This window comes from Novosphingobium kaempferiae (assembly GCF_021227995.1).
Taxonomy (GTDB): Bacteria; Pseudomonadota; Alphaproteobacteria; order Sphingomonadales; family Sphingomonadaceae; genus Novosphingobium; species Novosphingobium kaempferiae.
This window is the reverse complement of the sequence record NZ_CP089301.1, coordinates 2137500-2152300: the sequence shown is the minus strand read 5'-3', so window position 1 is coordinate 2152300 and position 14801 is coordinate 2137500. Positions and strand designations below refer to the sequence as shown.

The 14801-nt window shown below is 68.7% G+C and carries 7 protein-coding genes; 4 read left to right on the top strand and 3 right to left on the bottom strand.

All coding sequences use genetic code 11. The features are described 5' to 3' along the window. The first annotated feature begins 2 nt into the window (after positions 1 to 2). A complete protein-coding gene (locus tag LO787_RS09815; RefSeq protein WP_232495647.1) occupies positions 3 to 3011 on the top strand; it encodes a TonB-dependent receptor plug domain-containing protein in 3009 nt (1002 codons plus the stop codon). An 81-nt stretch (positions 3012 to 3092) separates the two neighbouring features. Here the strand turns inward: LO787_RS09815 and LO787_RS09810 are convergent, their stop codons facing one another. Further along, positions 3093 to 4370, bottom strand: coding sequence for an MFS transporter (locus LO787_RS09810; RefSeq protein WP_232495646.1), 1278 nt, complete (start codon positions 4368 to 4370; stop codon positions 3093 to 3095). 171 nt (positions 4371 to 4541) lie between these two features. On the opposite strand from LO787_RS09810, the gene LO787_RS09805 reads away from it, so the two are divergent. Next, a complete protein-coding gene (locus LO787_RS09805; protein WP_232495645.1) occupies positions 4542 to 6101 on the top strand; it encodes a DUF5060 domain-containing protein in 1560 nt (519 codons plus the stop codon). On the opposite strand, the gene LO787_RS09800 is transcribed toward LO787_RS09805, so the two are convergent. Both LO787_RS09800 and LO787_RS09795 read right to left on the bottom strand, forming a co-directional pair. Further along, positions 6091 to 6855, bottom strand: a complete 765-nt coding sequence (locus LO787_RS09800) for a FadR/GntR family transcriptional regulator (RefSeq protein WP_232495644.1) — start codon at positions 6853 to 6855, stop codon at positions 6091 to 6093. The genes LO787_RS09805 and LO787_RS09800 overlap by 11 nt on opposite strands. 26 nt (positions 6856 to 6881) lie before the next feature. After that, a complete protein-coding gene (locus LO787_RS09795; RefSeq protein ID WP_232495643.1) occupies positions 6882 to 10913 on the bottom strand; it encodes a glycosyl hydrolase in 4032 nt (1343 codons plus the stop codon). Between the two features lie 164 nt (positions 10914 to 11077). On the opposite strand from LO787_RS09795, the gene LO787_RS09790 reads away from it, so the two are divergent. Together LO787_RS09790 and LO787_RS09785 are read left to right on the top strand one after the other, a co-directional pair. Then, entirely contained in the window at positions 11078 to 13192 is a 2115-nt protein-coding gene (locus tag LO787_RS09790) for a beta-galactosidase (RefSeq protein ID WP_232495642.1), read from the top strand. Next, positions 13189 to 14799 (top strand): alpha-L-fucosidase, encoded by a 1611-nt coding sequence (locus LO787_RS09785; RefSeq protein ID WP_232495641.1) that lies wholly within the window; start codon positions 13189 to 13191, stop codon positions 14797 to 14799. Before LO787_RS09790 ends, LO787_RS09785 begins: the two co-directional genes overlap by 4 nt. Positions 14800 to 14801: the final 2 nt, after the last annotated feature.

Sequence of the window (14801 nt, the reverse complement as noted above, 5' to 3'; positions counted from 1 at the left end):
GCATGAACACCCAAGACGCGCGCCCACAGCGCGCCCATGTCGCACGCCTTGCATTGATGGTCGGATCGAGCCTTGCCGCGCTGGCGGGCCTGCCCGCATATGCGCAGGAGGCTCAAAGCAGCGGCGACGCCGCGAGCGCCGAGGACATCATCGTCACCGGCAGCCGCCTCGCCTCGCCCGAGCAGAGTTCTCCCAGCCCATTGCAGGTGCTGACGGCGGAGACGCTGGAGAACCAGGGCATCATCAACGTGCAGGACGCCCTGCAGCAGAACCCGGCGGTCGGCATTCCCGGCCTGTCGCGCACGACGACGGGCAACACGACGAACCCCGGCCTCGCGACGGTGAACCTGCGCAACCTCGGCGCCGACCGCACGCTGGTGCTGATCGACGGGCGCCGCTCGGTCGCGGGCGTGCCCGGCACCGCGCAGGTCGACCTCTCGATGATCCCGACGCCCTTCGTCGAGCGCGTGGACGTGCTGACCGGCGGTGCTTCGGCCGTGTACGGCTCGGACGCGGTCGCGGGCGTGGTGAACTTCATCTACAAGAAGAAGTTCGAGGGCATTCGCCTCAATGCGCAGGCGGGTATTTCCGAGCGAGGCGACGACCGGCAGATCGCGGTCAACGGCACCTTCGGGTCCAACTTCGCCGACGGTCGCGGCAACTTCATGGTCTATGCGGGCTACGTCAACGAAGGTTCGGTCAACAACAGCGGGCGCGATTTCTCCCGCTACGACTACACCAGCCTCGGCACCACGCAGCGGGTCGCGGGCAACAGCGCCAACAACCTGACGGCGGCGCAGAACCTGTTCACGCCGTTCTACAACCCGTCGAACGTCGGGCCGGGCGGCATCTTCGTGATCGGTTCGCAGACCAACCGCGTGATCCAGCCCGACGGCACCTTCCGCGCCTACAACGCCGCGACGGACGGCTTCAACCGCGCCGAATACGGCCTGCTGGCATCGCCTTCGGAGCGCATCACCTTCGCGGGCCGCGTCAACTTCGACGTGACCGACAAGATCAATCTCTTCGGCGAGGTGACTTACGCCAACGTCGTCACCGAGGGCCGCATGGAAGCGTCTCCCATGCGCACCGACGGCGCGCTGGGCGCGTTCACCGGGACCAACGGCTTCTACCCGATCCAGTCGCGCGTGCTCGTCCCCGGCGGCAATGGCGCGACGACGATCGTCAACAACCCCTTCGTACCCGCCGCCGTGCTTGCCGCCGCGACCGACCGCACCGGGGACGGGCTCAAGGATCTAAGCTTCCTCATCCGTACCACCGCCTTCCCGCCGGGCACCCGCTCCATCCCGACCGAGCGCGACAACTTCCGCGCAGTCTTCGGCGGCACGGCGGACCTTGGCGGAAGCTGGAAGCTGGATGCCTACTACCAGTACGGCATGACCAAGCAGAACCAGTCGATGTCGGGCCTCGCGAACCTCTACAACCTCGCGGACGGCCTTCAGGTCATCACCGACATCTACGACTTCGACCGCGACGGCAGCACGACCGACGCGATCTGCGCCGACGCCACCGCGCGGGCGCGGGGCTGCGTGCCGATCAACGTCTATGGCGAGGGCAAGCTGACGCCGGAGATGGTGCAGTACCTGCAGGTCAATCTCCAGCGCAATTCCAAGCAGGAGATGCACGTCGCGGCGGCCAACATCACCGGCACGCTGTTCTCCCTGCCCGCGGGCGCGGTGCAGGTCGCGGTCGGCGCGGAGTACCGCAAGGAGAAGAGCCGCGACATCTTCGACCCGCTGACCAACGCCGCGCGCAACGGCTATGTCCAGCTTACCGACACGGCGGGCAGCTTCGACGTCAAGGAGGCCTACGGCGAAGTCGTCGTGCCGATCCTGGCCGACATTCCGTTCTTCAAGACCCTGACCGCGCGCGGCGCGGTGCGCATGTCGGACTATTCCACGGTCGGCACCTTCTACGCCTGGAACGCCGGGCTCGAATGGGCGCCGGTCGAGGATATCCGCTTCCGCGCGGTCTATGCCCATGCAGTGCGCGCGCCCAACATCGGCGAACTGTTCGCGGCACCGGCAGCGGGCATCGTGACGATCACCGATCCGTGCCAGGGCGTGACGCTGACGACGACAGGCGCGACGGCGGCGAATTGCCGCGCGGTTCCGGGCGTGCTCGCCAACATCCAGCAGAACGGATCGTTCACGCTGACGCAGGCCGACCTTTCGGGCGTCGGCGGCGTGACCGCGTCGAACCCCGGCATCCGCGAGGAGACGGGCAAGACGCTGACGCTGGGTGTCGTCATCAATCCGAAGTCGATCTTCGCGCTGCGCAACCTGACGTTCACCGCGGACTACTTCGACATCAAGCTGGAGGACGCGATCAGCCGTGTGCCGACGGCGACGGTGCTCAACAAGTGCTACACGTCCGGCCAGCCGGAGTTCTGCCAGTTCGTCACCCGCCGCACGGTCGCATCGGGCGCGTACAGTATCGGCTCGGTCGAGCAGGTGGTGCGCGGTCTCATCAACAGCGGCGGCTCGTTCTCGCGCGGGCTCGACTTCACGCTGGGCTATCGTCACGAGGTACTGGGCGGCACCGCCAGCTTCTCGGCGGCGTGGACGCACCTGCTGCGCAACGGCTTCCGCGCGCTGACCGGCGACCCCTACGACAACACCATGGGTGAACTCGGCACGCCGCGCGATGCCGCCTCGTTCACGGTGGGCTGGGACAACGACGACTTCGGCTTCACCGTAAACAACGAGTACATGGGGCCGCAGGTTCTCGACTACGAGAATTTCCAGACGCTCTACCGCCTCGCCGACGGTTCGGTGCCGGACGAGAAGTACTTCCGCATCAAGTCCAAGATCTACACCGACGTGCAGATCCGCTTCAACGGGCTGGAGAACTTCGAGTTCTACATCGGCGCCAAGAACGTCTTCGACGTCAAGCGCCCGCCGGTATGGGGTGGCCTTCCGGGCAACGCCAACGGCGTCTACGACGTTCTGGGCCGCCGCTTCTATACGGGTGCGCGCGTCAAGTTCTGACGCCGCTTCCCGAAGCGGACAAACGAAAAGGGCGGCGCCATCGCGCCGCCCTTTCTTTATGTGTGCCGCAGGAGGCGTGGGTTACATCTGCGCCTCCAGTTCCTCCAGCGACTTGCCTTCGTTCCGGGGTGCGCCCCAGAAGCCGATGAGGCCGCTGACGACGAGGAACCCGGTGAGGATCCACGCCAGCGTGGTGAACCCGGTGGCCGTCAGCGCGGGGACGAAGAAGCTCCAAACGCCCAGCAGCACGCGGACCACGGCGAACATCACGCCCTGCGCGGTGCTGCGCAGCAGGGTCGGGAACATCTCAGAACTCCAGAGCTGGAAGAACGACTGCGCGCCGAAGCCCTGTCCGAACGCCATCAGGAAGACGTGGATCAGCGCCAGCGGCAGCGTCATCGGGAACAGCGCCAGCAAGGACATGCCGAAGACCTGGATCACGGCGGAGACGAGGAACAGCATCCGCTGGTTCACCCGGTCCGACCAGCGCATGAAGATCAGCCAGATCGACAGCATGCCGATCAGGAAGCTGCCCGCCTGGATCGCCACCGACATGGCCTGGCTCTGGTCGCCCACGGTGCGCAGGATGTAAGGGAAGAAGAACCCGTTGGTGCCCGCCCACAGGTTCCAGAACACGTACATGCCCGCCAGGAACGCCATCGAGCGGATGTGCTGGCGGGTGAACAGGTCACGCAGCCGGGCCTTCTGGACGGGCTGCACGCCGTCGCCCGCCTGCGCATCGAGCCAGCGCTGCGATTCCTTCATGCGTGAGCGCAGGAACGTGAGGCCGATGGCAAGGATGGCCAGGTGCGCGAAGACGATGCGGGCGCCGAGCAGCCCCAGCGGAGTGAGCGCAAGGAACAGCAACAGCACCACGACCGGGCCGAGATACCAGAGCACCTGCGCGACGCCGCTGTGCTTTCCGCGCGCGCCCTTGGGGGCCATCTCGGCGATCAGCGACCACGACGCCGGGATGTCCGCGCCGACCGCGAGGCCGACGAGGAAGAAGCCCACCACGATCATCCACGCGTTCATCGCGAAGACCAGCCACAGCATGCCGAAGGCGTAGAACAGCATGTCGTACTGGTAGATCTTTTTGCGGCCGAACAGGTCGCACAGCCGCCCGCCGATGAACGCGCCGACGCCCGCCGAGATCGCGTTCGGCCCGAACGCGCCGATCATGCCGACAAGGTCGTTGCTCAGCCGGTAGGCCTCGACCCAGAGCGCCAGCGCGGCGGATCCCGCGACGATGGAGCCCGCGTCGATATAGTTCGCGAGTCCCGCGAGAATCGTATTCTTCCAGTGCTCGTCGTCCTGCGGCTCTTCCGTGGCCGCGACAATCTCGGTGACGGCTGTCATGACAGCTTCTCTCTCCCTCGCAAACGCAGATGCGTTCAATACTTGTATGACATATGCTGTCCATATAATAGCATGATTTGTGCGGCCAGCACTGTTTGGCCGCGCCGCGAAAGATGGGCCTTCGAAGGCATCGGGAAGAGGGAGACGACAGTGGAGGTTTCACGGCGCAGCATGTTGACGGGGGCCGCCACGCTGGGCGCGGTGGCCGTCGCCGGACCGCTCTCGGCGCAGACCCCGCCGCCTTCGCAGGTCGAGCGCTGGGGCCTGTTCGAGCTGGCGCTCAACGGCCCGTCCACTGGCAATCCCTTCGACGACGTGCGCTTCTCCGCCGCGTTCACGGATGGGCGTCGCACCGTCCGGGTTCCGGGCTTCTACGATGGCGAGGGGGTCTATCGCGTGCGCTTCAGTCCGCCCGAGACCGGGCGCTGGCAGTGGACCACGCAGAGCAGCGCGGCGGCGCTCAGCGACAAGTCGGGCAGCTTCGAGTGCGTCGCGCCCTCGGCGGGCAACCACGGTCCGGTGGGCGTCGTCGAGAAGTACCACTTCGCCTATGCCGACGGCACGCCGTTCCGCCAGATGGGCACGACCTGCTATTCCTGGGCGCTCCAGTCCGAGGCGAAGTGCGCCGAGACGCTGGCGACGCTCAAGGCCGCGCCGTTCAACAAGATGCGCATGCTGGTGTTCCCGAATGTCGAATCGGTGGCGACCAATCCCTTCGTGCGCACCGGCAAGGGGCTGGCCGACTGGGATTCAACGCGCTTCGATCCCGAGTATTTCCGCCGGTTCGAGGACCGCATCGTCAGGCTCGGCCAGCTCGGCATCGAAGCGGACGTCATCCTGTTCCACCCTTACGACGAGAAGCGCGGCTATTCCGACATGAAGCGCGCCGACGACGAGCGATACCTGCGCTACGTCGTCGCCCGCTTCGGCGCGTACCGCAACGTGTGGTGGTCGATGGCCAACGAGTACGACGCGGTGAAGACCAAGACCATGGAGGACTGGGATCACCTGCTTGAGACCCTGCAGGCGATCGACCCGCACGACCGGCTGCGCTCGATCCACCAGATCGACGTCTACTACGACAACCGCAAGCCGTGGATCACGCATAGCAGCATCCAGAACGGCGCGGCGGTGCTGGACGACGTGCGGGCGGAGTTGCACCGCAACTTCGGCCTCAAGCCGGTGATCTTCGACGAGGTCTGCTACGAGGGCAATTCGAAGCTGCGCTGGGGCAACCTTACCGGCGAGCAGCTGGTGGAGCGGTTCTGGTGGGGCCTCATGGGCGGCACTTACGTCGGCCACAGCGAGACGTTCGACCAGAAGCAGAACGCCGACTATTCGTGGCTGGGGCAGGGCGGCAAGCTGGTGGGCACCAGCCCGCCGCGCCTCGCCTTCCTGCGCCGGATCATGGAGGAAGGCCCGGTTCCGGGCATCGAGCCGATCCAGACCTGGTGGAACTACCACATCGCCGGCAAGCCCTTCGAATACTACCTCCACTACTTCGGCGCGGAGACGCCGACGCAGTGGCCGGTGGTGCTGCCCGGCCGCAAGGGCCAGCCGATGAACAGCTACAAGCTGGATGTGATCGACACCTGGAACATGACCGTGACCCCGGCCGAGGGCGTGTTCACGATGCAGCGGCACAGCGACTACGACTTCCACGACCCCGCGCGCCCGACCGTCGAACTGCCCGGCAAGCCGTGGATCGCGGTGCGGCTGACTAAGGTCTGAGGGGTTCCTGGTCGCCCGGCCGCGACAGGCTGCGGGCGACCTTGGCGGCGCCGAAGTCGATGATCTCGCTCATCAGTCGGCCCGCCTCCGCCGCCGCGCCCGCCGCGATCGCGTCGACCACGCGTTCGTGGCGCAGCACGGTTTCCTCGTGCATGTCGTCTTCCTCCAGCGGCAGCATGAGGAACGAGGCGACCAGCGCCACTTCGGTGACGGTGGAGAAGGCGTTGAGCAGGAAGTTGCCCGAGGCGGCCCCCACCGCCTTGTGGAACGCGAGGTCGGCCTCTGCGAACTGCTGGCGCGAGCCGACCGCCGCGCGCATGTCGGCCACGGCACCGCGCAGCGCGGCGATGTCCGCTTCGCTGGCGTGCAGCGCGGCGAGTTCGGCGGCGCGGGCCTCCACCGCGATGCGCGCTTCGGCGATGCCGCGCCGGAATTCGTCGTCCATGCCAAGGCTCACCCGCCAGGCCAGTACGTCCGCGTCGAAGTAGTTCCAGTGCTGCTGGTCGCGCACCATGGTGCCGACGCGCGTGCGCGAGACGATCAGGCCCTTGGCGGTCAGCGTCTTGAACACCTCGCGCAGCACCGTTCGGGAAATGCCGTAGCGCTCGATGATCTCCTGCTCGGAGGGCAGCTTGCCGCCGGGGGGATAGACACCCGCGAGGATGTCCGCGCCGATCACTTTCGCAAGCTGGTCGTGCGTGGAGGAGGCCGGTCTCAGGTAGGCGGCGAAGCCGGATCGCTGCGGGATTGCCATGGGGCTGATCTTTCAGTCGGGGTGCGTCATTTCAGGTCGTACTCGCGTGCGAACAGAAGTCTTACGGGGCCGAGCAGGCCGGAATCGGGCAGGGCCTCGTCCCTGTCGAAGAAGGTCCAGGGCGTGAAGGTGACGCGGCCGGACTGGTCCGGGGTGGGCGGCTTGGCCTTGCCCGCCCTGTACCAGTCCGGCAGTTCGGCGATGCGGCGGGCCATGACCGGGCGCACCTTGCCAGCGGTATCGACGCGCTCGCCCACGGCCCAGTCGGCATCGTCGGTGAAGCGGCCTTCCTCGGGCAAAGCGGCATCGCCGATCATGCGGTTGGCCCAGAGGTTCGTCACCGCCAGCGACACGCTGTTCGTGCCCGCATGAAGCACGTCGGTGACGTCGATGCGGTAGGGCTCCTTCCAGACGACGCCGAGGTCGCGCCCGTTCACCTTCACGCCGGAGAGCACTTCCACCCGTCCGAGATCGAGGTAGGCGCGCAGGCCCTTGCGCAGCAGCCCGGTGGGCACCTGAATGGAAGCCTCGTAAGTGGCGGTGCCGGAGAAGTGCCGCACGGCGGGATCGGGATGGCGGCTGAGCGAGGCGGGCTCGGCCAGCGTGATCGCATCGGGCGCGCCGCGTCCGGGCTGGAAGGTGACGCGCCACGGCCCCGCCACCGCGCGCGGCGCGGGCACGTTCGCATCGAGCCGGTGGCCCGCATCGGTGGTGTAGCGTCCGCTTTCGCGAGCCAGCAGGTACAGCTTGCCGTCCGCCGTGCGGGTCACGTCCGCCGGGCTCGCGTCGAAGGCGGGGGCGGGCGGGCCTGCCGCCGCCTCGCGCGCGATGTCCTCGGCGGAGAGCGCGTGGGTGTCGGTGCGCAGGGGCCCCGCATTGCCTTCGAAGAAGTAGGTGACGCCGCTGGGGGAGGGGCGGTCCGACCCTCCGGCGAAGACGCGGCGGGTGCTGCGCGGGCCGGTGCGCGCCAGCTTGCCGTCGATGTAGAGGCTGGGCACGCCCTTGTCGTAGACGAGCGCGAAGTGGCTCCAGCCCGCGATGGGCCGCCGCGCGACGAGGACGGCGGGCACGTCGTCGGGCGATCCGCGCTCGATCACGAAGGCGCCGTTGCGGCCCACCGCCAGCCCTGCGACTGCCGTGCCCTCGCCATGCATATCCCGGCCGGAGCGGGCGTTGACGAGGTAGTTCTTGCCGGTCTCGTCGATGCGGCCCTTGGCGGATTCCTTCGGCATGACGCGCAGGTCGATGTCGGGCTTGGCCCAGATCGAGAGCGTGAAGCTGTCCGAGGGCGCTTCGGGCACCGGCGTGGCGAGGGCGGTATCGGCGAAGCGCTGCCCGTCAAGCGCTGCCCACGTTACCGGCTTCGCGCCACCCGCAGGTTCGAGGAAGCTGACGAAGATCGACCCGGCGGGCGAGAGGTCGAGCGCTAGGCGCGTGCCCGATCCGTCCGCGTCGTAGATCGCAGGGCGCGTCACCGCGCCGGTTTCCGCATCCCACAGCACCGGGGCCTTGCCGGAGACGCGGAAGGTACATGTCGCCCGCTCGGCGCGGCGCTGGCGATTGGCGAGGAAGTAGACCTCGCCCTGCGGCACCTGCCGATGGAGCCAGACGACCTGCCCGTCGGGAGAGGCCGTCTGACACCTCACGTCCGGCCCGACACCGGAGGCCGCGAGCGCATCGGCGATCGGACCAGAGGGATAGACCTTCCCCTTGCCCACTTTGCGCGGCGCGGTGCCGCCCGCGCCCCAGAGCGCCTCGACGTCCGCCGCGAACCGGGCGGCGTCCCCCCTTAGCGTGGGCGAGCGAGTGGGGCGGGGTGCGCGCAGGACCATGCCCTGCTCCACCAGCAGGCGCAGCCGCGCGACGAGTTCGGGCGTCAGCGCCGTCATGTCGTCGGCGAAGGCGAGCAGGGCGTAGCTCGCGCCGTCGGGCAGCACCACGCGCCCGTCCTTCACCGCCGCGCGGGTCAGCAGGACTTCGGCGTTGACGAGGTCGTAGGTGTGGCCCTCCGGGATGCCCGGCGTGAAGTGCCGCCCGATGCGCGGGTTGGCGTCGGGCGAGACGTCGGGCCGCACGTATTCGGACTGGTTGGGGCTGTCCTCCCCCACGAAGAACAGGATGTCGGCGACGTTATGTCCCTGCCGCAGCATGTACTGGCTGCGCGCGAGGTAGGTCATCCATGGGCGGCTCTGGGCGAACCACGTATTCGTCCGGTCGAGGTTGATGCCCCATGGCCCCATCACCATGCCCGGCTCGGCCAGCGGGTCCGGCTGGTGGGCGTAGCGGTGGAAGAAGACCTGGTTGAACCCCTGCGCGAACATCTGGTCGCCCAGCGTCTTCATCGCATAGGGATAGTCGAGCCAGCGGCTCGTCTGCGCCTCCCCGGTGAAGGCCTCCGCCGCCACCACGTTGCGACCGTAGACGTGCGCGGCGGAGGAAACCATGCGCACGGTGCGGTTGTCCGTCCAGGGCGTGCGGGTCCAGAACTCGGTCATCGGCACCTGCGCGCGGCCGCTGACCTGCAGCGCGTCGAACGGACCGGGGCCGTAGCCCTCGACATGGAAGCGCAGGCCTGCCGCATTGGCGCGGGTTTGCATCCGGCCGTAGTAGTTGTCCGCCATCATGTCCGCCAACGTGCGGCGGAAGTCGAACAGCACCTTGTCCGAAGTCGCCGCATCGCCGACCACGCGCCCGGTCAGGACCGGCAGGTAGGGCAGCAGGGCATAGCCGTTGCGGCGGGCGAAATCGGCGGGGAGGCCGGGCGTCCAGTTCTGGAGGCCTGCCTCGTAGCTGTCGATCTCAAGGTTGGCGAAGGCCCTGCCCGCCATCGGTCCGGCGGCGGCGAGCACGTGCGCGACGCTGCTTTCGAACTGGTGGTCGACCGCCTGCGTGCTCAGCTTGTCCACTTCCAGCCCGCGCCCGGCGTCGGATGCGGCGACGTTGAGCTTGCCGGTCGGCGTATGGCCGAGGCGCAGGATGGTCCAGCGGCCCGGCGGCGCGGCCCAGTCGAGCATTCCGGCGGCGTCCACCCTGCCGGAGAGGTCGATCACCTTGGCCGGGTCGATGGCGAAGCGGGCGAGGTCGTCGGCGCCGGGTTCCGCGGTCGCGCCCATGCGGAAGCCGTGCTCGGCCTTCACGTCCCAGTCGGCGATGCGGGGGGCGGCGTGGAGCAGCGCCTCGGCCAGCAGGACCGGCGCGGAGGGCGTGATGCGGAAGCGGCGGGCGGTGACGGCGGGGAAGTTGATCGAGCCGGGCGCCTCGATCCCGCGCTCGGCGGCTACCGAGACCTTGCCCACCCGCGTCCAGCGCTGGCCGTCGTCGGAGCTTTCGAGTGTGGCGGAAAAGGCCGGTACGGACTTCGCGGCGTAGAGCGTAAGCGCCTGCGCGGTGAAGGGTGCGCGCATGGTGACGACCAGCGGCCGGTCGGGGGCGATGCGGGTGGTGGTCGCAAGGTCGCGGTCGGTCAGGGTGGCTGGATCGCCCGCGCTCGTCGCGGCGATGGCCTCGCGGTAATGGGCGTCGTCGGCGTCGGAGGCGGGGAAGGCGATCACCGCGGCGTCGCGGTAGTAGCCGAGCTTGGTGTAGGGCCGGGGCAGGGCGCGGCGGACGCGCGCGCCGCCTGCGACGGTGGTCTCGGTCCAGACGATCTGCTGCATCGCCTGCGCGGGCGCGATCCACGGCCCGCCGCTCGACGACCAGCCGGGCGCGTTGTGCATCCCGACCTGAAGGCCGAGGTCGCCCGCCTTGCGCATCATGTGCGTCATCAGGCCGAGCCATTCGGGGCTGAGGTAGTCGACCGGTCCCTTGGGCACGTCGTCGCTGCCGTCGAACACCAGCACGCCGCCGAGGCCCGCCTTCGCCATCGCCTCGAGGTCGGCGTCGATCCCCTCGCGCGTGACGTTGCCGTTCATCCAGAAGTAGAGCGTCTGCGGCCGGGTGTCCGGGGGAGGGTCGCGGAAGGTGGCCGGATCGGGCGCCTGCTGGGCGCAGACCGGCGTCAGGCCCGACGTAGCCAGCGCGGCCCCCGCCGCCAGCCATCCCAGCATCGCGCGCTTCATGACGCCCCCTCTCCTGTTCTCCCGACCATCAACCGATTGTCTTCAAACGACAATCGGTCCGGTCATGGCTCCGCCCGATCAAAGCGGTTGACACTCCTTAGTCACGGCAATAGCCATCATACAAGAAATATCATACAATAATACGAATTTGCGGAGTGGCGGGCATGACGGGCGGCAAGGGGCGGCTTGATCGGGTGCGGACAGCGCGGCTGAGGGCCGTTCTGGGCGCTGTTCTGCTGTCGCTGTCGCCGGGTTCCCAGGCCCTTGCCGCACCTGCCGAGGGGGCTTCCGCCGCCAACGGGCAGGCGCAGTTCGACAGCTTGTGGCTGGGCTCGGCCTGGTATCCGGAGCAGTGGCCGGAGGAGCGCTGGGACGAAGACCTGCGCCTCATGCGCGCGCACGGCGCCAATGTGGTGCGCATCGGCGAGTTCGCGTGGGCGCGGATGGAGCCGTCCGAGGGCGCCTACGACATGGACTGGCTGGTCCGTGCGGTGCGGCTGGCCGGCAAGCACGGCATCCGCGTCGTCGTCGGCACGCCCACCGACACGCCGCCCGCGTGGATGACGCAGAAGTATCCCGAGGTGCTGCGCGTCGACGGGGAGGGCAGGCGGCTCGGCCACGGCGGTCGGCGGCAGTTCTCGATCTCCGACCCGCACTACCGCCGCCTCAGCCGCGATGTCGTCACCCGCATGGCGCAGGCGCTGGGGCGCGAGCCCAACGTCATCGGCTGGCAGATCGGCAACGAGTACACCGACGAGAGCTACGATCCCGCCGCGAAGGCCGCGTGGGTGGGGTGGCTCAAGGCCCGCTACGGTACGCTCGACCGGCTCAACGACGCCTGGACCACGCAGTACTGGTCGCAGACCTACTCGGACTGGGCGCAGGTTCCCTTCAACACCGAGAAGGGCAACCCCGGCCTGATGCTGGAGCAGAAGCGCTTCATCACCGACCAGTGGGTGTCGTTCCAGAAGAACCAGCTCGACGCCATCCGCAGCGCCGCGCTGCCTTCGCAGTTCATCACCACCAACCTCGGCGGGCTCGGCTGGGCGAACCGGTTCGACCGCTACGCCATCAACCGCGACCTCGATTTCGCGTCGTGGGATAACTACGTCGGCACCGGCCACGTCCTGCCCTACCGCAACGGGGCCAGCCACGACCTCGTGCGCGGGTGGAAGCGGCGCAACTTCTGGGTGATGGAGATCCAGCCCGGCTTCGTGAACTGGGCGCCGGTCAGCAACATGCTCCACCCCGGCGAGACGCGAGCGATGGCGTGGCAGGCGATCGGCCACGGCGCCGACGGCATCCTCTACTGGCAGTGGCGCAACGCGCTGAACGGGCAGGAGACGATGCACGGATCGATCCTCGGCCCGGACGGCGCGCCGCTGCCGATCTATGCCGAAGTGAGCCGCATCGGACGCGAGATGGCGAAGGCCGCGCCGGTGCTGGCGGGGACCACCCCGGTCTCGCCCGTCGCGATCCTGCAGGATTACCCGAGCCGCTGGTCGATCGACTTCCAGCTCCACCACAAGGACTACGACCAGATCGCCGTCCTGCTCGACTACTACGCCCCGCTCAAGGACGCGCTGGGCAGCGTCAACATCGTAGAGGCGGCCGGGCCGCTGGAGAGTTACCGCCTCGTCGTCGCGCCCAGCCTGGCGGTGATCGACGAGGCGACGGCGGCGCGCCTCACCGCGTTCGTGCAGGGCGGCGGGCACCTCATCCTCGGCCCCCGTTCCGGCCAGCGCGATGCGTTCGACCGACTCCAGCCGCGCCGCCAGCCGGGCCCGCTGGCGGACCTGCTCGGCGGGCAGGTGGAGCAGTTCTACGCCCTCGACGAGCCGGTCGCGGTCGGCGCGGGCAAGGCGACGATCTGGGCCGAAGACCTGACGCCCAAGGCCCCGGACGCGCAGGTGCTGCTGCGCTACGGCAAGGCCAACGGCTGGCTCGACGGCCATGCCGCGGCGATCACCCGCAAGGTCGGCAAGGGTCGCATCACCTACGTCGGCGCGCTGATCGACAAGGGGCTGATGAAGACACTGATCGACGATGCGCTGACCGGCGCGGGCGTCGCCCGCGACTTCGCCGTGCCCGAGGGCGTGGAACTGATGACGCGCGAGGGCGACGGGCGCTCGGTCGTGGTGCTGGTCAACCACGGGCAGGAACCGCGCACGGTCACGCTGCCTGAACCGATGACCGACGTACTCGAAGGCGGCCGCAGGCAGGCGGTCACGCTTGGCGCCGAAGGGGTCGCTGTGCTGCAACGGAGTGCGAAACGATGAAGGCCCGCCTGCTCGCCGCCGCGCTCGCCCTTTCGGCAGCGACGACTGCCCCGGCGCAGACGCCCGACCTGCGCGCGCCGCTGCCGATGGATACGGACGCGGCGGCAGTGGCGAAGCGCGTCGCCATGGTGCGCAAGGGCGCGGCGCAGGGGCCGTTCCGCCCGGACTGGGACTCGCTGCGCGCCTACCGCACGCCCGAATGGTTCCGCGACGCCAAGTTCGGCATCTTCATCCACTGGGGCGTCTACTCGGTCCCGGCCTTCGGGAACGAGTGGTACTCGCGCAACATGTACGTGCCGGGCAATGCCGCCTACCGGCATCACGTCGAGACTTACGGGCCGCCGGACAAGTTCGGCTACAAGGACTTCATCCCGATGTTCCGCGCGGAGAAGTTCGATCCCGCCGCGTGGGTCGCGCTCTTTGCCGATGCGGGTGCGCGCTACGTCGTGCCGGTGGCCGAGCATTGCGACGGCTTCGCCATGTACGCATCCGACCTCACCCGCTGGGACGCCGCCGACATGGGGCCGCGCCGCGACGTGACCGGGGAGATCGCCCGCGCCGCGCGGGCGCGCGGTCTGCACTTCGGCCTGTCCTCGCACCGGGCCGAACACTGGTGGTGGTATCACAAGGGCCGCACCTTCGCCTCCGACGTCGGCGATCCGGCCAATGCCGGGCTCTACGGCCCCGCCGCGCCCACGGGCCTGCCTGCGGACAAGGCGGACGGCTGGCCCGACAGCGACCTGCTCCAGAACTGGAGCCCGCCCGACCGCGCCTTCCTCGACGACTGGACGGCGCGCACCTCCGAACTGATCGACAAGTACCGGCCCGAGCTGATCTACCTCGACTGGTGGACCTCCGCGCCCGGCTTCGAGCCGCTGATGCGCGATGCGGCGGCCTATTACTACAACCGCTCCGCCGCGTGGAAGGCGCCGGGGATCATCGCCTACAAGGGATCGCAGTTCGCGGAAGGGAGCGCGCTGTTCGACATCGAGCGCGGCAAGACCGACGCGCTGAAGCTGACCCCGTGGCAATCCGACACCTCGGTTTCGATCAAGAGCTGGGGCTACACGCAGGGGGACAGCTACCGCACGCCGGAATCGCTGGTCGCCGACCTGATCGACATCGTGTCGAAGAACGGCAACCTGCTGCTCAACGTCGGGCCGAAGGCCGACGGGACGATCCCGGACGAGATCGCGGCTGTGCTGCGCGGCATGGGCGGCTGGCTGAAGGTCAATGGAGAGGCGATCTACGGCACCCGCCCGTTCCTCTACTTCGGCGAGGGGCCCACCAAGTCGGGCCATGTGCGGCAGGCGGGGCAGTTCTCCGAAGGCAAGCTGACCGCCTTCACGCCCGCCGACATCCGCTTCACCACCAGGGACGGGCGGCTCTATGCCATGGGCCTTGCCCGGCCCGCCGACGGCGCGGTGCTGGTGAAGACGCTGTTCACCGGCACGCCCTACCTCACCCGTCCGATCGCGCGGATCGAGCTGCTGGGCCATGGCGAGGTGCCGTGGCGCCAGACGCCCGAGGGCCTGCGCGTGACGCTGCCGCCGGCCGGTGCGGACGCCATGCCCTACGCCCTGCGCATCAGCTTCGGGGCGGACTGAGC